This window comes from Haloferax prahovense, assembly GCF_000723845.1.
GTDB lineage: Archaea > Halobacteriota > Halobacteria > Halobacteriales > Haloferacaceae > Haloferax > Haloferax prahovense.
Genome location: NZ_LK053000.1, coordinates 1,061,456 through 1,078,550 on the forward strand (window position 1 = coordinate 1,061,456; position 17,095 = coordinate 1,078,550).

General features: G+C 68.0%; 19 protein-coding genes. 13 read left to right on the plus strand and 6 right to left on the minus strand.

Annotated elements, in window-relative coordinates; all coding sequences use genetic code 11:
- Window positions 1–139 precede the first annotated feature (139 nt).
- The gene (locus BN984_RS05160) at window positions 140–1,852 is read left to right on the plus strand and encodes a glutamate--tRNA ligase (protein ID WP_049967821.1); all 1,713 of its coding nucleotides are present in this window, start codon (window positions 140–142) and stop codon (window positions 1,850–1,852) included.
- A 66-nt stretch (window positions 1,853–1,918) separates the two neighbouring features.
- On the plus strand, window positions 1,919–2,578 hold the full coding sequence (locus BN984_RS05165) for a cyclase family protein (RefSeq protein WP_008095027.1): 660 nt from the start codon (window positions 1,919–1,921) through the stop codon (window positions 2,576–2,578).
- 28 nt (window positions 2,579–2,606) lie between these two features.
- On the opposite strand, the gene BN984_RS05170 is transcribed toward BN984_RS05165, so the two are convergent.
- Complete coding sequence (locus BN984_RS05170; protein ID WP_004974612.1) at window positions 2,607–3,086, minus strand: DUF456 domain-containing protein; 480 nt, start codon at window positions 3,084–3,086, stop codon at window positions 2,607–2,609.
- A 169-nt stretch (window positions 3,087–3,255) separates the two neighbouring features.
- Here BN984_RS05170 and BN984_RS05175 point away from each other — a divergent pair, with 169 nt between their 5' ends.
- The 6 genes from BN984_RS05175 to BN984_RS05200 all read left to right on the plus strand — a co-directional run bounded on the left by BN984_RS05175 (window position 3,256) and on the right by BN984_RS05200 (window position 9,286).
- On the plus strand, window positions 3,256–3,585 hold the full coding sequence (locus tag BN984_RS05175; RefSeq protein ID WP_004974610.1) for a 4Fe-4S dicluster domain-containing protein: 330 nt from the start codon (window positions 3,256–3,258) through the stop codon (window positions 3,583–3,585).
- Between the two features lie 130 nt (window positions 3,586–3,715).
- Window positions 3,716–4,597 carry an electron transfer flavoprotein subunit beta/FixA family protein gene (locus tag BN984_RS05180; protein WP_049913602.1) on the plus strand — a complete coding sequence of 294 codons (882 nt, stop codon included), beginning with the start codon at window positions 3,716–3,718 and terminating at the stop codon, window positions 4,595–4,597.
- A gap of 2 nt (window positions 4,598–4,599) precedes the next feature.
- The gene (locus BN984_RS05185) at window positions 4,600–6,339 is read left to right on the plus strand and encodes an electron transfer flavoprotein subunit alpha/FixB family protein (protein ID WP_049967822.1); all 1,740 of its coding nucleotides are present in this window, start codon (window positions 4,600–4,602) and stop codon (window positions 6,337–6,339) included.
- On the plus strand, window positions 6,336–8,000 hold the full coding sequence (locus tag BN984_RS05190; RefSeq protein ID WP_008095024.1) for an FAD-dependent monooxygenase: 1,665 nt from the start codon (window positions 6,336–6,338) through the stop codon (window positions 7,998–8,000). The genes BN984_RS05185 and BN984_RS05190 overlap by 4 nt, the downstream gene beginning before the upstream one ends.
- A 13-nt stretch (window positions 8,001–8,013) precedes the next feature.
- On the plus strand, window positions 8,014–8,454 hold the full coding sequence (locus BN984_RS05195; protein WP_008095023.1) for a hypothetical protein: 441 nt from the start codon (window positions 8,014–8,016) through the stop codon (window positions 8,452–8,454).
- Between the two features lie 97 nt (window positions 8,455–8,551).
- Complete coding sequence (locus tag BN984_RS05200) at window positions 8,552–9,286, plus strand: GNAT family N-acetyltransferase (RefSeq protein ID WP_049967823.1); 735 nt, start codon at window positions 8,552–8,554, stop codon at window positions 9,284–9,286.
- Window positions 9,287–9,384: 98 nt separating this feature from the next.
- On the opposite strand, the gene BN984_RS19660 is transcribed toward BN984_RS05200, so the two are convergent.
- Both BN984_RS19660 and tmcA read right to left on the minus strand, forming a co-directional pair.
- A complete protein-coding gene (locus BN984_RS19660) occupies window positions 9,385–9,549 on the minus strand; it encodes a hypothetical protein (RefSeq protein ID WP_008095019.1) in 165 nt (54 codons plus the stop codon).
- Window positions 9,550–9,632: 83 nt separating this feature from the next.
- Window positions 9,633–11,897, minus strand: coding sequence for a tRNA(Met) cytidine acetyltransferase TmcA (gene tmcA / locus BN984_RS05205; protein WP_049967824.1), 2,265 nt, complete (start codon window positions 11,895–11,897; stop codon window positions 9,633–9,635).
- 372 nt (window positions 11,898–12,269) lie between these two features.
- On the opposite strand from tmcA, the gene rpl7ae reads away from it, so the two are divergent.
- The 5 genes from rpl7ae (at window position 12,270) to BN984_RS05230 (ending at window position 14,317) form a co-directional block, all read left to right on the plus strand.
- Complete coding sequence (gene rpl7ae, locus BN984_RS05210) at window positions 12,270–12,632, plus strand: 50S ribosomal protein L7Ae (RefSeq protein ID WP_004042964.1); 363 nt, start codon at window positions 12,270–12,272, stop codon at window positions 12,630–12,632.
- Window positions 12,633–12,638: 6 nt separating this feature from the next.
- The gene (locus tag BN984_RS05215; protein ID WP_004042966.1) at window positions 12,639–12,863 is read left to right on the plus strand and encodes a 30S ribosomal protein S28e; all 225 of its coding nucleotides are present in this window, start codon (window positions 12,639–12,641) and stop codon (window positions 12,861–12,863) included.
- 2 nt (window positions 12,864–12,865) lie between these two features.
- Window positions 12,866–13,066: a 50S ribosomal protein L24e gene (locus BN984_RS05220; RefSeq protein ID WP_004974594.1), complete on the plus strand. Its 201-nt coding sequence runs from the start codon at window positions 12,866–12,868 to the stop codon at window positions 13,064–13,066.
- A complete protein-coding gene (ndk, locus tag BN984_RS05225) occupies window positions 13,066–13,530 on the plus strand; it encodes a nucleoside-diphosphate kinase (protein WP_008095011.1) in 465 nt (154 codons plus the stop codon). The genes BN984_RS05220 and ndk overlap by 1 nt, the downstream gene beginning before the upstream one ends.
- Window positions 13,531–13,744: 214 nt before the next feature.
- Complete coding sequence (locus BN984_RS05230) at window positions 13,745–14,317, plus strand: hypothetical protein (RefSeq protein ID WP_008095010.1); 573 nt, start codon at window positions 13,745–13,747, stop codon at window positions 14,315–14,317.
- Between the two features lie 26 nt (window positions 14,318–14,343).
- Here the strand turns inward: BN984_RS05230 and BN984_RS05235 are convergent, their stop codons facing one another.
- From BN984_RS05235 to BN984_RS05245, 3 genes are all read right to left on the minus strand, one after another.
- Window positions 14,344–14,856: an ester cyclase gene (locus BN984_RS05235; RefSeq protein WP_008095008.1), complete on the minus strand. Its 513-nt coding sequence runs from the start codon at window positions 14,854–14,856 to the stop codon at window positions 14,344–14,346.
- Window positions 14,857–15,016: 160 nt separating this feature from the next.
- Window positions 15,017–16,090, minus strand: coding sequence for a methionine synthase (locus BN984_RS05240; protein ID WP_049967825.1), 1,074 nt, complete (start codon window positions 16,088–16,090; stop codon window positions 15,017–15,019).
- Entirely contained in the window at window positions 16,087–17,094 is a 1,008-nt protein-coding gene (locus BN984_RS05245; RefSeq protein ID WP_049967826.1) for a 5-methyltetrahydropteroyltriglutamate--homocysteine methyltransferase, read from the minus strand. The genes BN984_RS05240 and BN984_RS05245 overlap by 4 nt, the downstream gene beginning before the upstream one ends.
- Between the last annotated feature and the right edge of the window lies 1 nt (window position 17,095).

Here is a 17,095-nt window from a genome sequence, read left to right on the forward strand (position 1 = left end):
GGTCCGTCCGTCTCCCGAGCCCCGCCGCCGTAACGCATATCTGATCTGGAGTGCTAACATCCCACGTACCCCTGCCCGCGCGAGGTCCCTTCCCCGCAATCCGGGCCTGTTTTTAGGCGCGCCGCGGAAGCCAACGGTAATGGACGACGAGCTTCGAGAGCGCATCGAGCGAGAGGCCGAAAAGCACGCGCTTCTCAACGCGGTCAAACACGACAGCGACGCCGACGTGGGCGCGATTATGGGCCCGCTGATGGGCGAGAACCCCGACTTCCGACAGCACGGCGGCGAGATTCCGGGGCTCATCGGCCCCGTCGTCGCCGAGGTCAACCGGCTGTCTGCGGGCGAAAAGCGCGACCGACTCGAAGACCTCGCGCCCGAGGAACTCGCCGAGATGGAAGCCGAGGAGGACGCGGACGACTCGCTCCTCCCCGACCTCCCCAACGTCGAGGCGTACGACGAGGTCCGCATGCGCGCCGCGCCGAACCCCAACGGTCCGTGGCACCTCGGCCACGCCCGCATGCCCGCGGTCATCGGGACGTACAAGGAGATGTACGACGGCTCCTTCATCGTCCGGTTCGACGACACCGACCCGGAGACGAAGCGGCCGGACCTGACGGCCTACGACGCCATCCTCGACGACATCGACTACCTCGGGTTCGAGCCCGACGACGTGATTCGCGCCTCCGACCGGGTGAAGACGTACTACGACTACGCCCGCGAACTCATCGAGATGGGCGGCGCGTACACCTGTTCGTGTTCGGGCGAGGAGTTCTCGAACCTGAAGAACGACGGGAAGCCGTGTCCGCACCGCGACAAGGACCCTGAGACGACCCGCGAGGAGTTCGAGGACATGGTCGAAGGCGAGTACAGTTCGGGCGAGATGGTCCTCCGCGTCAAGACCGACATCGAACACAAGAACCCCGCGCTGCGCGACTGGGTCGCCTTCCGCATGATAGACACACCGCACCCCCGCGAGGAGGCGGCTGACTACCGCGCGTGGCCGATGCTCGACTTCCAGTCCGGCGTCGACGACCACCTCACGGGCGTCACCCACATCATCCGCGGCATCGACCTGCAGGACTCCGCGAAGCGCCAGCAGTTCGTCTACGACTACTTCGGCTGGGACTACCCCGAGGTCGTCCACTGGGGCCACGTGCAGGTCGACGCCTACGACGTGAAGATGTCGACGTCGAGCATCAAGGAACTCATCGACTCGGGCGAAGTCGAAGGCTGGGACGACCCGCGCGTGCCGACCATCAAGAGCCTCCGCCGCCGCGGCATCCGCGGACAGGCTATCGTAGACGCGATGGTCGGCCTCGGCACCTCCACCTCGAACGTCGACCTCTCGATGTCGACGGTCTACGCGAACAACCGCGACCTCGTCGACGACGACACGGACCGCTACTTCCTCGTCCGCGATGGGACGGAGTTCGCCGTCGAGGGCGGCTCCGACAGCGCCCACCCGCCGCTCCACCCGAGCTTCGAGGAGCGCGGCACCCGCGACATCCCCGTCGGCGACAGCGTCCTCCTCGAATCGGGCGACGTGCCCGCCGAGGGCGAGCGCGTCTGGCTGAAGGGCTTCGGTGCGGTCCGCCGCGAGGGCGACTCGCTCGTCGCCACCGGCGACGACCTCGACGTGGTCCGCGAGGGTGACGTGGCCGTGATTCACTGGGCACCGACCGACGGCGTCCCGGTCCGCATGCGCACCATGGACGGCGACGTGACGGGCGTCGCTGAACCCGACTTCGGCGACGTGCCGGCGGACGAACTCGTCCAGTTCGAGCGCGTCGGCTTCGTCCGCGTGGACGACCGCGGCGACGACGAGACTGTCGTCTACTTCGCGCACAAGTGAACTGAGCGACGGACAGTCGCTCTCGACACGAACACTCGTTTTACCCACCCCCGCCTAAGGGGCGGTATGACCCTCCTCGACCTCACCCGACGCGTCGAGACCGGGATGCCGACGTACCCCGGCGACCCGCCCGTCGCAGTCGAGTCGCACGCCGACTTCGAGGCCGACGGCTACCGCGTCTCGCGGCTCGAACTCGGGACTCACGCCGGAACGCACGTCGACGCGCCCGCACACACCGAACCGGACGGCGCGACCCTCGACGACTTCCCGGTCGAGGAACTCCGGTTCACCGCTCGGGTCGCCGACTGCCGAGACGCGGGCCCCCGCGGTCGAATCGGGCCGGACGCGATTCCGGAACACCTCGAACCGCGCGTGGACTTCCTCGTGTTCCGAACCGGCTGGGAGGACGAGTGGGGTACGGAGCGTATGCCCGACCACCCGGCGCTCGCGCCCGAGACGGCTCGGGGCTGCGCAGAACGGGGGCTCTCTGTCGGCATCGACGCGCTCAGCCCGGACCCGACCGGCGGCGACGGCGTCCCGGCGCACCATGCGATTCTCGGGGCGGGACTGCTCGTCGTCGAGAACCTCCGCGGGTTGGACGCGCTGCCGACCGACCGGACGTTCGACTTGTACGTCATGCCGCTGCGCGTGGACGCCGACGGCGCGCCCGCTCGGGTCGTCGCCGACGCGGAGACGGGACTGATTCGGCGTCGAGACGAGCGGTAACTCGGGAGCGAAGCGAAGTCGGCCGGCGTTAGAGCACCACGACGAGGACGAAGCCGACGAGCATCGAGAAGGTCAACAGCGCCTGCACCGCCGCTGTGGCGAGGACGCCGACCGTGGCGACGAGGGCTCGCCGACCGCTCTCTTCCGCGTCTTGGTGTTCGAGATATTCGAGGGCGAAGACCGTGCCAGCGACGCCGACGAAGATGCCGAGCGGGCCGATGAGGAACATGAGCAGGAAGCCGGCGACTCCGGCGACAATCGACGTTCGGGTCGACGCGCCGCCGAACCGCGCGGCGACCATCCCGCCCGCGTAGTCGGTGACGAGCGCGACGAGGCCGACGAGGGTGAGACCGACGAACGCGATGGGCCCGGGGTCCGAAAAGCCGGTCGATACCCAGTAGACGACCACGCCGAGCACGGAGAGGAGCGCGCCGGGGAGGAGCGGAAGCACGCTCCCGACGACGCCGAGGACCAAGAGGGCGAGCGCGACCCAGAGGAACACGTCCATACCGGGGTGGTTCGGGCCGGGGGCTATTCACCCCACCGAGTGGGCGCGTCGAGGCCGCGGCGGAAGGACGGCGGGTGTGACCGGGTTCTAACTCGCGCGCCACGTCGCCCGGGTTCCGCCCGTTCGGGGGATAGTTTATTGCCTCTACCGAAATATGTCACTAAGAGTCATGGCTATCGACCCGCAGTTCGAGACAAACAGGGAGAAGGTCGGAGAGGAAAACGGCGTGGCCGTCTGGGGACCGGTCGACCCGCCGGAGAAACACGGCATCCACGGCACGCACGTCGCGGTGGACTTCGACATCTGTCTCGCCGACGGAGCGTGTCTGGAAGACTGCCCCGTGGACGTGTTCACGTGGGTCGACACGCCGGGGCACCCGGAGTCCGACATCAAGGCCGAACCGACCCACGAAGACCAGTGCATCGACTGCATGCTCTGTGTCGACGTCTGTCCGGTCGACGCCATCGACGTCGACCCCGGGCGAGCGGGACGCATCTGAGGGAAGAAACCCCGATTTTTTGCGGGCGACACCGCCGACAGCGACGTCGATACGCGGCGCGGACATTCCGGTCACCTAGTACAAAAGATTATTATGAATATGAGCTAGCATTAACTGGAGAGTGTTCTCAATGCACATGGTGGTACTTACAAAAGGCGTGCCCGACTTCCGGGAGGGCCAGGTATCGTTCGACGAGGACGGGCACCTCGAACGGGGGAAGACGCCCACAGTGATGAATCCGAACGACCGCTTCGCGCTGGAGGCGGCGCTCCAGACGCGGATTCGACACGGCGGGCGAGTGAGCGTAATGAGCATGGGGCCGCCGGGGTACAAGGAGGTGTTACGCGAGGCGATGGAGACGGTGTACGCCGACGACCTCCATCTCGTCTCGGACCGCGAGATGGCGGCCGCCGACACGTGGGCGACGGCCATCACGCTCAGCGCGGGCATCGAGACGCTCGGCGAGCCGGACGTGGTGTTCGCCGGGTTCAAGACCGCAGACGGGGAGACGGGCCACACCGGCCCGCAGACGAACTGGTGTCTCGACATGCCCCTCGTCACGCACGTCATCTCCCTCGACATCGACGAAGCGGAGGGGACGCTGCGCGCCAAGCGGCTGGTCGAAGGCGATATCGAGGAGATAGAGACCGTCGAGACGGAGCTTCCGGCGTTCGTCGTCGCGGACCCCGAGTTCGAGCCGTCGTATCGGACGGCGGGCGAACGCCTGACGCTGAAGGACCTGCGCGAGGAGACTCGAGCGCGCGCCGAGAACTACGAGGAGCACCTGACGGTGCGGGACCACGCCGACATCAACGTCGACCCGGACTACATCGGCCTCGACGGCTCGCCGACCATCGTCTCGTCGGTCGACCCGATTCCGAAGGCCCCGGCGGAGCGGGAGGCGACGATGGTCGACCCGGAGGATACGGGAGCCATGCAGGACGTACTGGGCGCGATGCAGTCGGCGGTCGGCGACGACGCCGGCGACGCCGCGGCCGCGGGGGGTGACTGAACGTGACCGACTTCGACCCCGGCGACTACGAGATTTCGGAGCTCGGCCCGGCCATCAAGGACATCGACGACCTCGGCGAGTTAGAGGAGATGCTACAGGTGGAACACCGCGGACAGAACCGCGCGCCGGCCATCGCCCTCATCGAGAGCCGCATCGAGAAGTTCTCCGAGGACGACGAAGAACCGGCCGACGCCGACGAGATGGACCTCGCGTCGATGAGCACCGCGGAGGTCGGAAACGCCCTCCAGAGCGTCGAGGAGGTCTCGGACCTCGAATCCCTCCTCGAACGCGAGGAAGCCGGCGAGGACCGCGACCCGGTGAAGCGGCTCATCAGAAGCCGCATCGACTCCGTGAAGGGAAGCGACGAGGAGGACACGGAAATCGAGGTGGATGACCGGACGCCCGAGGAGCGCCACCCGGACCTCGACCATCCGACCCGGGACAAGCGGCACGTCCGGTCGCTCCACGGGGGGACCTACCGCGACATGTGGGTCTACTGCGAGACGCAGGCGGGCGAACTCGTGGACGTGTCCAAGGAGATGCTCGGGAAGGCCCGCGAGCTGATGGACACCTACAACGACGACTACACGACCGACGAGCGGGTCGTCGCGGTCCTCATCGGCTCCGACGTGTCGAAGCACGTCGAGGACGTCATCGCCTACGGCGCGGACGTGGTCGTCGTCCGCGAGGACGCCCGGCTCGAACGCTTCCAGCACAAGCCGTACACCGAGATATTCTGCGACATGGCCCGCGCGGGGGCCACCCACGATAACTTCGAGGTCGAAGGCGGCCGCGACGAGCCGTGGCGCGACTACGACAAGCCGCGGTACGTGCTGTTCCCGGCGACGAACAACGGTCGGGACCTCTCGGCGCTCGTGCAGGCCGAACTCGACTCCGGCCTCGCCAGCGACTGCTCGGGGCTCTACATCACGGAGGAGGTCATCTCGAACCCGGTCAAGACCGGCGTCGCCGGCGAGAAAAAGGAGTTCCAGCGCGTCCTGCACATGAAGCGCCCGGACTTCTCCGGCTTCGAGTACTCGACGATTCTCTGTATCGACAACCCGACGCGGGAGTTTCACCCGCAGGGCGCGTCGGTCATCCCGGGGAGCTTCGACCTGCCCGAACCCGACGCCGAGCGCGAGGGCCTCGTGGTCGAACACGACGCCCCGCTCGACGACGACTGGTTCCGCGTCACCGTCACCGACTTCGACCAGCTCGACGAGGGTATCGACCTGACCGGCCACGACGTCGTCGTCGCGGTCGGCCGCGGCATCGGCGACGACCCGACGAAGGGCATCGAACTCGCCTTGGACCTCGCCGACCAGTTCGAGGACGCCGAGGTTGGCGTCACCCGCGGCATCGTCACGGGGTCGTTCAACTTCGACGGCCACGTCGAGCAGTACACCCACGAGGACAGACAGATCGGCGAGACCGGACAGGTCGTCGCGCCGAAGCTCTACGTCGCGGCGGGCATCTCCGGCGCGATCCAGCACAAGGTCGGCATGGACGAGTCCGACACCATCGTCGCGGTCAACACCGACCCCGACGCCCGCATCCGCGACTTCTCGGACTACTTCATCGAGGGCGACCTCTTCGAGGTGCTGCCGCGGCTGACGACGGCGCTCAAGGAGGGCCGGTTCGAGGCGGCGGTGGCGAGCGACGGAGGGAACACGACATCGGCTACGTCGGGCGAAACGCCCGACAGCGGTTCGGTAGCGGACGACCGAGGTGAGTCACGATGAGCGACTACGAACACTACGAAGCGCTCGTCGTCGGGGCCGGACCCGGCGGCGCGGCGGCGGCCGCGACGTTCGCCAACTACGGCATCGAGACGCTCGTCCTCGAACGCGGCGTCGAGGCCGGGTCGAAGAACGTCTCGGGCGGGCTCATCTACGCCGAGGAGTCCGCGCCGTACACTATCGACGACCTCTTTCCGGGGTTCCGAGAGGCGGCCGCCGAGCGGCCCATCACGAAGTACCGCATCCACAACATCGCCGGCGACAAGGTCGAGTCGTTCGACCTCACGGACCTCCACGAGCACGACACCGAGTGGTCCGACTCCGTCCTCCGGCGAAAGATGGACTCGTGGCTCGAAGACCGCGTCCACGAACGGACCCGCGAGACGGGCGGCGGCCTCCTGACGGGCGTCCACGTCAACGGCCTGCTCCGCGAGGAGGGCCGCATCGTCGGCGTCACGCTGGACGAACTCGACCCGATAACCGCCGACATCATCGTCGCGGCCGACGGGGTGAACTCCGAACTCGCCCGCGACGCGGGCCTGATGGACTGGGACGAGCCCGACGAGTGGTTCCAGGGCGTCAAGGCCGTCGTCGACATGCCGGAAGACGCCATCGCCGACCGGTTCGACGTGGCGGACGACGAGGGCGCGGCACACCTGTTTTCTGGCGACCTCTTCGAGGGCGTCCGGGGCGGCGGCTTCCTCTACACGAACCGCGACACGCTGTCGCTCGGGACGGTGTTCCATCTCGACAGCCTCGTCGCGGAGGAGGCCGAACCGCACCAGCTCCTCGACGCCCTCCTGACTCACCCGCTTCTCGCGCAGTGGCTCGGCGACGACTACACGGAACTGGAGTACAGTGCGAAACTCGTACCCGACTCGAAGAAGGTCGCCCTGCGCGAACCGCACTTCGGCCGCCTGCTCCTCGTCGGCGACGCGGCCGGCCAGATGCAGGCGCAGGGGCCGATAATCAAGGGCATGAACCACGCCGTCACCGCCGGGGCGCTCGCCGCGGAGTCGTACGCGCAGGCTAAATCGCGCAACGAGCCCGAAAAAGCGGGGACTCGCTACGCCCGCAAGCTCCGGAGCGAGGGCGTGATGAAGAAGCTCCGGCCCCGCGGCTACGAACTGCTCCGCGGCGTCGCCGAGGACGACGGCGTGACCGACGTGGTCGACACCGTGCTCACCTCGGCGGTCGGGCGCGCCGGCATCCGCGCGCTCTCGGGGCGGCTCGAACGCCTCTACAACGTCCCGACGCTGTCGGCGCTGATGCCGGACACGCGGACGCCCTACGTCACGCTCCCGACGGTCATCGCCGAGGAGTTGGGGACGCGGGTCCGTGACCAGAGCTCGGTGACGCCGCCGGACCTCGAAGCCCGCATCGGCGGGTTGACCTACGACACCGACATCGGCAACCCGCACATCACGCTCCGCGACGAGTCCTACGAGGCCAGCGGGGCTGCGGTGGCGGCCTGTCCCGTCTCGGCGGTCGACTTCGGCGGCGGCTGTTACCGTGAGGAAGTCGTCCGAACCAACGGCTCGGAGGAGCGCGTCGTCAGCCTCGACACCCAGCCCTGCGTCGAGTGCGGCACCTGCGCCGTCGTCGCCGACACCGAGTGGACCCACCCACGCGGCGACAAGGGCGTCGAGTTCAAGTGGGGGTGACGGGGGTGAGACGATGAGTCGCGACGTGGCTCAATCGAAGTCCCGCGCCGTCGCCGACGGTCGCGGTGCCGAGGAGCGACACCCCGAAGACGTCCGGTTCGGGGAGCGCGCCAGAGCCCTCGCCGCCGAGGCGCGAGAAGCGCGGGAGTCGTTCGACCCGCCGCCGCCGTCGGCCGCGGACCAACGCGCGCTCGAATGCGCCCGCGACGGCGTCGGCCCGGCGGTCTCGCTCTACGTCAGCGCGCGGACGGGCGACCGGCAGGTCTCCTTCACCGGCGAGGAGTTCGAGCTCCTCCACCGGGCGATGAACGACTGGCTCGACATGTACGCCCGGTGCTACGGGGTCGACCTCGACGCGGACTTCACGGTCCGCGAGGCAGCCGAAGTCCTGCTGCGGACCCACGACGTGCTCGACACCGCCCAACTGCTGACCTGTGTCCCCGAGAGGCGCTGAGGTCGGCGCACGGACCCCGATTCACCCGTCGGCTCCACCGACTGTCGTCGGGTCCGGCACGAACAACAATTATAAATCATGAGTGTGATTGTGTACCATGGAAGTAACTGACAGTCTCAACTTCGGACACAAAGACCGCAAGGACATCTACGAGTACATCGAGCGGCACGGGACCGTCCGCGAGGACGAGGTTCGGCGGGCGCTCAACTTCGAACCGGCGGCGCTGGGGGCGCACCTGACCGTTCTGCGACGGGACGGCTACATCCGAAAGGTCGGCAACTACGTAGAGGTGGCCTACGCGCCCGGCGAGGAGGAGACGGTCGAACTCGGCGACCTCGACGTGACGATTCGGATGGCCCAGAACGTCGACTTGGAGAGCCTCGTCGACGCCATTCACGAGGTCGCCGACGAGGGCCGGTACATCGAGGCCGAGACGGTCGCCGACCTACTCGACCACGAGGAGGTCGTCCTCCGACACAACGAGGTCAGTTCTCGGATGGTGTTCGTCGCCACCGTCGGCGACGAACTCGCCGGCTGGGTTCACCTCGACCTGCCCGAGGCGGAGAAGCTGAGCCACACCGCCGTCCTGACGGTCGGCACGCGGCCGGAGTTCCGCGGTCACGGCATCGGGAGCAAGCTCCTCGACCGCGGCGTCGACTGGGCTCGGGAGCGCGGCTTCGAGAAGCTCTACAACAGCGTTCCGGCGACCAACGAGGAGGCAATCGCGTTCCTCGAAGGCCACGGCTGGGAGACCGAAGCCGTCCGCGACGCCCACTACAAGATAGACGGCGACTACGTCGACGAAGTGATGATGGCCGTCTCGCTCCGGTGAGCGCAGACCGGCCCCACTCCGACCCTGAATTTCTGCGCGCTGTCTTCTCCGGCCAGCGACGCGTCGGGGTGCGACTGCCCCGCTCGCGACCGACCGTGCTACGCCCAGTCGTCTTCGGCCCCGTCGAGGGGTTCGGCGACGACGCCGTCCTGCTGAACGAGCGCCCTCGCGTGGGCCGTACAGACGTCTCTGTCGGCGTCCCACGGGACGTAGAGCCTGACCGCCGCGACGTTCTCGCAGTCGGGTTCGCTACAGTCGGCCATACGGAGAGCGTCGGCCGCGACGACTATCGGTGTGTCGGCGAGTCGCGGCCCAGCCGTCTCTCCGCCCGCCGCGCGCCTCGCGCTCACCGGAATCGTTCGCGTTCCTCGCGGGCCGCGTCGGTGCCGTACTCGTCCACGAGCGGTTCGTAGGCGTCGCCGAGCGCGCGCATGGCTCCCGCGGTCGAGTGGAAGTCGAGTTCGTCGGCGACGGCGTTCCACGGCCGGGTCTGGAGGACCTTGCGGACCAGCAGTCGCTCCTCCCGAGGCGTGAGCGAGGCCCGCTCGGGGGTCGTGAGGTGCGCGAGGCCGAGGCGACGGAACGCGCCGGGCGCGGTCGTGTAGAGCCCCGGGCCGTAGGACGCGCCCACGACGACGCGCCACTCGTACTCGGAGAGGTCCGGTGAGAACGCGGTGTCGACGGCGGCGAGGGCCGCCCGTGCCACGTCGGCGTCGAGGTCCGAGAGGGCGTCGCCGAGCACGTCGCCGACGCGGCCGAGGAACCACGCCGCGTGGCGGTCGCGGAGGTCGCGGCCGGCGGGCGACAGGGGGTGCATCATGAGCGCCGAGTACTCGCCGCTGGTGTCGTTTCTGGTGGTCGAGAGGTGGACCGTCCCGTAACCGTTGTCGCGCCAGAACGAGAGGAGTTCGGGCGTCGCGCCGAAGCCGACGCCGAGGTAGTCCGCGTCGCCCGCGAACTCGTCGCGTATCTCCGAGAGGAGCCGCGAGCCGAGCCCGGACGACCGGACCGCGTGGTGGGTGGCGATGCGCATCACGCGGTAGCCGACGGGGACGCCGGCCGCTTCGTCCCGGAGTTGGCTCGTGAACACGTCGGGGAGCATGTTCCCGCGGATGCGGCCGCCGTCGTACATGTGCCGGCGGGTGTCGGCGTCGAGGCCGCCCTCGCGGGCGAGGAGCGCGACCGAGACGACTCGCCCCTCGTGGGTGAGCGCCCGGAGCGTCAGGTTCGGAGCGTCGAGAAGTCGGGCGAGGTCGTCCGGTTCGGTCCGGTAGTGCGCGAGGACGAGCAGGCCGAACGCTTCGCGGAGCAGGTGTTCGTCAGCCAGCAGGTCGTCGGGCGAAAGCGTCCGGTAGGAGACGGTATCGGGCGTCGCGTCAGCGACGAGCTGGTCGACCGGCGGCCGAGCGTCGAGGAGGAGCGCGCGGAACGTCCACGACTCGACGGGGTCGCCGGCGGCGTAGCGAATCGGGTCGTCGAGGCGCGCGTCGGTCACCTCGCGGTCCGCGTCGTCGAGGCGGTCGCGGAAGCGGACGGCGAAGCCGCGGCCCGCGCCCTCGTAGCCCCGGACGGTCGTACAGAAGGCGACCGCGGGCGCGGCGAGGAACGATTCGAGGAGCCTGACGGGCAGGGCGGCCGCCTCGTCCACGACGAGCGCGTCGGCGTCGGCCGCCGCCGCGCTGGCTTCCGTGGGCGGGACGTAGCGGACGCGACCGCCGCTCTCGGCCGCGAGGTCGAAGTCGTCCGCGCCGCCGCCTCGGAGCGCGCCGAGTTCGGAGAGAAGTCGCTCCGCGCGGGCGAACACCTCGGCGGCGTTTCGCTTTCCGGGCGCGGTCACGACCACGTCCGCGCCCTCCGCGGCGAGACTCCCGGCGGCGAGGCCCGCCGCGCTCGACTTCCCGCGGCCGCGGTCGGCCTCCACGACGATGGCGTTTCCAGGGTCGGCCAGCGCTTCGAGCGCTTCGAGCGCGGCGGACTGGTCGGCGGTGAGACAGTTCTCGTAGGCGCGCCGCGGGAACCGTCGGTTCTTCTCTCTCGGTATCCGCGGCGGGGCGGCGTCGAAACTGATTCCCTGTCGGTACGCGCCGTCGCGCTCGACGGTCCCCGAATCGAGGGCGACGAGGGCGACGCCGGGGTGGTCCCGGAGCGTCGAGACGAGTCGGCCGCGGAAGCGCCCGGTCACGTCCGCGACGGAGAACGGCGGGACCGCCAACCGCTCGTCGAAGGAATCGCGGCGGGCGGGCCACTCGTCGAGGGGTGGCGTGAGCAGGACGAGCAGGCCGCCGCCGTCGACCGCGCCGGCGACGCGGCCGAGCGCGTTCGCCGAGAAGTCCTCGTGGGCGTCGAGGACGACGAGCGTCCGGGTCGTCCCGAGCAGCGACGAGGCGCGCTTCGGTTCGACGCGGTGGAAGCGAAAGCCCTCGCGGGCGGTGACGAACGTCACCTCGTCGTCGGGGACGTCGGCCCCGCGGACCGCGTCGAAGGCGGCGTCGATGCCGGCGTCCCGGTCGCCGGCGAGGACGAGGAGGCGTCGCTGGTTCGTCGCCAGTGCCTCCGCGCGGCGGGCGGCGGCGAGCGCCTCGACGTCGGGGTCGTCGCCGAGTTCGGTCATGGGGGCGATACGCCGGCGCGACTATTCACATCCTTCGGTCGGGTGCGAGCGCGCTCGTCCCCAGTCGGTTCAGCCAGCGGTTTCGGTGGGGTGTCACACCCCGCCACGGGCGTTTCGTGTGAGCAATTGACACGAGAATCCGGGGCGCTTCGGTCGGCGAGAAATCGGGTGTTCGCGGGTCGTGCGGACGCGTCGCACGGCGGTACGATTTTGAAAGCGCTTTTATGGGGGCCGAAGCAAAGAGTGGTTACAGCCTGTCCGGGGTTGATGAACCTCCTCGCCGTAGGGAAATCGTTGACCGGTCGCGACCGACCGACCGGTGTGATACCGGCGAGGGAGTCGAGCCCGCGAGCAGGATATAGGTGAACAACAATGGCTGTCTACGTAGACTTCGACGTACCGGCCGACCTCGCTGACAGCGCCGTCGAGGCGCTCGAGGTCGCCCGAGATACTGGTATCGTGAAGAAAGGAACCAACGAAACGACCAAGTCCATCGAGCGGGGCAACGCCCAGCTCGTCCTCATCGCGGAAGACGTCTCCCCCGAGGAGATCGTCATGCACCTGCCCGAACTCGCCGACGAGAAGGGCATTCCGTTCATCTTCGTCGAGACGCAGGACGACATCGGCCACGCCGCCGGCCTCGAAGTCGGCAGTGCCGCGGCCGCCATCGTCGACGCCGGCGACGCGTCCGACGATGTCGAGGACATCGCGACTAAGGTCGAGGACCTTCGATAACCGACCATGAGCGCGGACGAACAAGCCAGCGACTCGACGCCTGCCGAAGTCATCGAAGTCGTTGGAAAGACTGGGATGCACGGCGAGGCCATGCAGGTCAAGTGCCGCATCCGCGAAGGCTCCAACCAGGGCCGTATCATCACGCGAAACGTGCTGGGTCCCGTCCGCGAGGGCGACATCCTCCAGCTCCGCGAGACTCAGCGTGACGCCGACTCCATCGGAGGGCAGTAACAATGGTCGAAAAGCGCACGTGCGACTACAGTGGTGAGGAAATCGAGCCCGGCACGGGCACGATGTACGTCAAGACCGACGGCACCATCCTCCACTTCAAGGACTCGAAGGCCGAGAAGAACTACTTCCTCGGCCGCGAGGCCCGCGACCTCGAGTGGACGGAGGCCGGCCGCCGCGCGAGCGGCAAGTCGGAGGACAACTGATGTCCGACGCAGAGCGCACCTTCGTGATGGTCAAGCCCGACGGCGTCCAGCGCGGCCTCATCGGAGACATCGTCTCCCGCTTCGAGGACCGCGGTCTGAAGATGGTCGCCGGCAAGTTCATGCAGATCGACGAGGAGCTCGCTCACGACCACTACGGTGAGCACGAGGGCAAGCCCTTCTTCGAGGGTCTCGTCGACTTCATCACGTCCGGTCCCGTCTTCGCGATGGTCTGGGAAGGACAGGACGCGACGCGACAGGTTCGCGGCATGATGGGCGAGACGGACCCCGCAGAGTCCGCTCCCGGCACCATCCGCGGCGACTACGGTCTCGACCTCGGCCGGAACGTCATCCACGGCTCCGACCACGAGGACGAGGGCGCGAACGAGCGCGAAATCGCGCTCTTCTTCGACGAGGACGAACTCGTCGACTACGAGCGCATCGACGAGACCTGGCTCTACGAGTAAGTCTCGTCTCGCGGTTCTCACGTTTTCTGCCGAGAGGAGCGACGGCCACGTCTCCCCTCTCGTCCGCGCTCTACCTCCCGAGCGGGCCCCTCGGGGGTACTGTGTGCGGGATACTATCATTGGACATCCACGGTCGGCGACGACCGTCACCGCGACCTGACCGTCCACCGCGCGGCGAACAACGGTTTTCTCGTCGCCCGGCGAAACGTGTCATATGGTCGAAGTTGAACTCGTACTCCTCGCGCTCGCGGCGCTGTTCGTCGTCGGCGCGGTGGCGATGCTCGGCGCGACCGCGGTGGCGGCGTGGACGACCGCGCGACTGGCGGCGACGCTCTCGACGCTCGTGCGTCCGGTCGTCCTCGGGCCGACCGACATCCGCGACGTCGAACTCCGGGTTGCCGGCCTGCGCGCGCTCGACCACGTCGATTCGGGCGTCGTCACGAACGTAGTCCCCGAGCGGCGGCGCGGAGCGAGCGGCCTCGCCCGATTCTCTCGCCGGGACGGCGTGCGGCTCGACCTCGCGCTCGCGACGCCCGACGACCGGACCGCGACGGTCTGGGTGCCGGTTCCCGAGGCCCTGACCGGCGGCTCGCGGTTCGAACGCATCGCCGCGGCGTGCGACGTGCCACCCGAAGAGATTTCAGACGCCGTTGGGACGGAGCTTCCGTTAGTCCGCGGTGCCGACGGTGGGTGGCGAATCGGGAGTGAGGGCAACCGCGGGTTCGGTGGTGCCGACGTTGGAGACGACGCGACTCGGGAACGCTCGTTCGAGACCGAGCGCGTCTAATTCGCGCGACCAGTACTGGCGGGTTGTCAGGCGCGTCGTCGTCGCCCGCCGCCGAGGCGCGACCGAATCCGCCGGGCCGCCAGTTTGGCGACGACCCGCGGCCCCGGCGGAAGCAACCCGAGTTGGCGCGCGATTCCCATTAGGTTCACCAGGTTCCACTGCTCGGCGATGCGGCCGTCTTCGAGCCGGAAGACGAAGAACGCCGGTTGCTCGAACGACTTCCCGGTCGGGACGAGGTTACCCCACGGCTCCTGCGGCGTTCCCCGCGCCGTGAGCCGCATCATCACCCGGTCGCCCTCGCCGACCGCGTCTTCGACAGCGAGGTGCCAGTCGGGGACCGCCCCGCGGAAGCCGAGTATCTGGTCGACCAGCGCGTCTCTTCCCACTCTGTCGACGTCGACGCCCAACTGGTGAGTGACGACGTCCTCGTGGACCAACTCCTCTGCCGCCGCCGCGTCCCCCTCGTTGACGAACTCCTCGATGTATCGGCGGCACAGTTCGACGTTCGTCCGTTCCGGTGCGACTGATTCGGTGCCCATACCGAGCGATACGCTATGATGTATGTTAACATTTATTTCACGTACAGAACGGGGAGACACTCACGACGGCGAGAACGCGATGGGACTCTGCGACTCTGGAGTTCGATACGGACAAAAAAGACGAGCCGTGAGTTGTTCGGTCGCTCGGACACTCAGCCGCTCAGTCGGCCTGCGGGACGGGCGCGTCGAGGTCGATTTCGCCAGCGTCAAGTTCGGCTTCGACCTCGCGGGCGGCTTTGACCATGTTCTCCATCTTCTGGTAGGCGACCTCGCGGGGGAGGAGCTTCACGCCGCAGTCGGGGGAGACGGTGAGTTTCTCCGGCGGGACGACCTTCAGACCCTGCTTGATGTTCTCCTTAATCTCCTCGACAGTCTCGACTTCGGCGGTGTGAACGTCGACGACGCCGAGCGCGAGGTCCGGCTCGAACTCGGGGTCGGTGAACACGTCTATCTGCTCGTAACCGCCGTTGCAGAGTTCCACGTCGAACTCGTCGATGGGGTAGTCGTTGAGTTCGGGGTAGATACGGGAGTAGTCGCCGTAACAGACGTGGAGGCCGATACGGACCTCGTCGGGGACGCCCGCGACGATGCGTTCGAGACACTCGCCGACGATGGCGTGGTCGTCCGGCGTCGTCGCCAGCGCGGGCTCGTCGATCTGGATGTAGGTCGCGCCCGCCTCGACGAGTTGTTCGATCTCCTCGTTGACGAGGTCGGCCAGCGCGTACGCGAGGTCGGCCTCGGAGTCGTAGTGCTCGTTGAACGACCAGCTAGCCAGCGTGTACGGGCCCGTGATGGGCACCTTGACGGGCTTGGAGGCCACGTCGCTCGTGAACTCGAACTCGTCGACCAGCCACGGCTCGTCGTACTCGACCTCGCCGACGACAGAGGGCTTGTCGAAGTAGTTGTGACCCCACACCTTCACCGGGCCGTTGAACTCGTAGCCGGGGATGCGGTGGGCGAAGTACTCGACCATCTCCTCGCGGCGCATCTCGCCGTCGACGACGGTGTCGAGGCCGGAGCGCTCGTGCTCGTTGGTGATGACGCGGCAGGCGTCGTCGTGGGCCTCGTGGAGGTGCTCTTGGGTGAACTTGGAGTCGGGGTCCTCCGCGAGGTCGTTGGCGCGGTTGAGCCACTTGGGCTTCGGGTAGGAGCCGACGACGGTGGTGAGCAGGAAGTGCTCGTTGTCGTGGGCCTCGGGGCGGAACTGCTCGCGGTTCTCGGCGTCGCGGCTCATGCTTCCACCTCCAGTTCGTCCTCGGTGGCGGCCGCGAGGGCGGCGAGTTTCTCCGTCGCGCGGTTCTCGGGCAGGTAGAACAGTTCGGTGTTGGAGGTCACGTAGGCGGTGTCGAACGTCTGGCTCTGGACCTGGTCGAGGGTCCACTCGACGCGCTCGCGGACCGTCTCGGGGTCTTCGACCAGCGTGTTCTGGCCGTCGACGAGACCCAGGGCGATGTCGTCTTTCGTACCGTACTCGTTGATGTTGTAGAGCGTCTGGTCGCGGTCGCCGGCGACGAAGTCGAAGCCAATGGCGTCCACGTCGGCGTCCATGAGGTGCGCGTAGACCTTCTCGTCGAGCGCGCCCCAGTAGGTGTGGACGACTACGTCGGCGTCGGTCGCGTCGGAGACGGCGGAGATGGCCTCGGGGACGCGGTCGTCGACGTCTTCGCCCGGCGGCGAGAACACGAGCGAGGGTTCGAGGAGGAACAGCGTCTCGTGTTCCGGGAAGGCGTCTACCTCGCCGGCGAGGAACTCGCTCACAGCGTCGAGGAAGTCGGCCTCGTCGCCGTAGTGCTCGTCGGTCGCGAGGTCCGAAAGCGAGTACGGGCCGGGGAGGACCGCCTGCAGCGACTCGTCGCCGAGGAGGTCGGCGGTGGCGTCGAGTTCGGCCGCGACGTCGCCGGAGAAGGTGAGTTCGCCGCGGACCTGCGGGTCGCGGTAGAAGTTGTTGTTGTCGTAGTAGCGGACGATACCGCCGGTCTCGACGTTCTCGTGGACCGTAAGCGGGTGTGCGAGCATGTCGTCCCAGCGGAGTTGCCCCTCGACGACGCGGTCGAGGCCGGCGTCAGTCTGTTCGGAGACGACTTCCTCGCGAGCGCGGTCGTACGCGCTCACGATATCCGCGCCCTCGTTACCGGAGATGAGGTCGTGTTTCTGGTGGCCCTTGAGGTCGGAAAGCTCCTGTTTCGCCCAATCCGGGAGGGGATACAGTCCCGGTGTCGTCGAGACGAGTTCAGTCATC

Excerpts from the sequence above, each read along its gene's own strand:
- ndk (WP_008095011.1), top strand. The coding sequence starts at position 13,066 with ATGTCCGACGCAGAGCGCACCTTCGTGATGGTCAAGCCCGACGGCGTC.
- BN984_RS05160 (WP_049967821.1), top strand. The coding sequence starts at position 140 with ATGGACGACGAGCTTCGAGAGCGCATCGAGCGAGAGGCCGAAAAGCAC.
- BN984_RS05215 (WP_004042966.1), top strand. The coding sequence starts at position 12,639 with ATGAGCGCGGACGAACAAGCCAGCGACTCGACGCCTGCCGAAGTCATC.
- BN984_RS05165 (WP_008095027.1), top strand. The coding sequence starts at position 1,919 with ATGACCCTCCTCGACCTCACCCGACGCGTCGAGACCGGGATGCCGACG.
- BN984_RS05220 (WP_004974594.1), top strand. The coding sequence starts at position 12,866 with ATGGTCGAAAAGCGCACGTGCGACTACAGTGGTGAGGAAATCGAGCCC.
- BN984_RS05170 (WP_004974612.1), bottom strand. The coding sequence starts at position 3,086 with ATGGACGTGTTCCTCTGGGTCGCGCTCGCCCTCTTGGTCCTCGGCGTC.
- BN984_RS05200 (WP_049967823.1), top strand. The coding sequence starts at position 8,552 with ATGGAAGTAACTGACAGTCTCAACTTCGGACACAAAGACCGCAAGGAC.
- rpl7ae (WP_004042964.1), top strand. The coding sequence starts at position 12,270 with ATGGCTGTCTACGTAGACTTCGACGTACCGGCCGACCTCGCTGACAGC.
- BN984_RS05175 (WP_004974610.1), top strand. The coding sequence starts at position 3,256 with ATGGCTATCGACCCGCAGTTCGAGACAAACAGGGAGAAGGTCGGAGAG.
- BN984_RS05235 (WP_008095008.1), bottom strand. The coding sequence starts at position 14,856 with ATGGGCACCGAATCAGTCGCACCGGAACGGACGAACGTCGAACTGTGC.
- BN984_RS05180 (WP_049913602.1), top strand. The coding sequence starts at position 3,716 with ATGCACATGGTGGTACTTACAAAAGGCGTGCCCGACTTCCGGGAGGGC.
- BN984_RS05195 (WP_008095023.1), top strand. The coding sequence starts at position 8,014 with ATGAGTCGCGACGTGGCTCAATCGAAGTCCCGCGCCGTCGCCGACGGT.
- BN984_RS05245 (WP_049967826.1), bottom strand. The coding sequence starts at position 17,094 with ATGACTGAACTCGTCTCGACGACACCGGGACTGTATCCCCTCCCGGAT.
- BN984_RS05230 (WP_008095010.1), top strand. The coding sequence starts at position 13,745 with ATGGTCGAAGTTGAACTCGTACTCCTCGCGCTCGCGGCGCTGTTCGTC.
- BN984_RS19660 (WP_008095019.1), bottom strand. The coding sequence starts at position 9,549 with ATGGCCGACTGTAGCGAACCCGACTGCGAGAACGTCGCGGCGGTCAGG.
- BN984_RS05240 (WP_049967825.1), bottom strand. The coding sequence starts at position 16,090 with ATGAGCCGCGACGCCGAGAACCGCGAGCAGTTCCGCCCCGAGGCCCAC.
- tmcA (WP_049967824.1), bottom strand. The coding sequence starts at position 11,897 with ATGACCGAACTCGGCGACGACCCCGACGTCGAGGCGCTCGCCGCCGCC.
- BN984_RS05190 (WP_008095024.1), top strand. The coding sequence starts at position 6,336 with ATGAGCGACTACGAACACTACGAAGCGCTCGTCGTCGGGGCCGGACCC.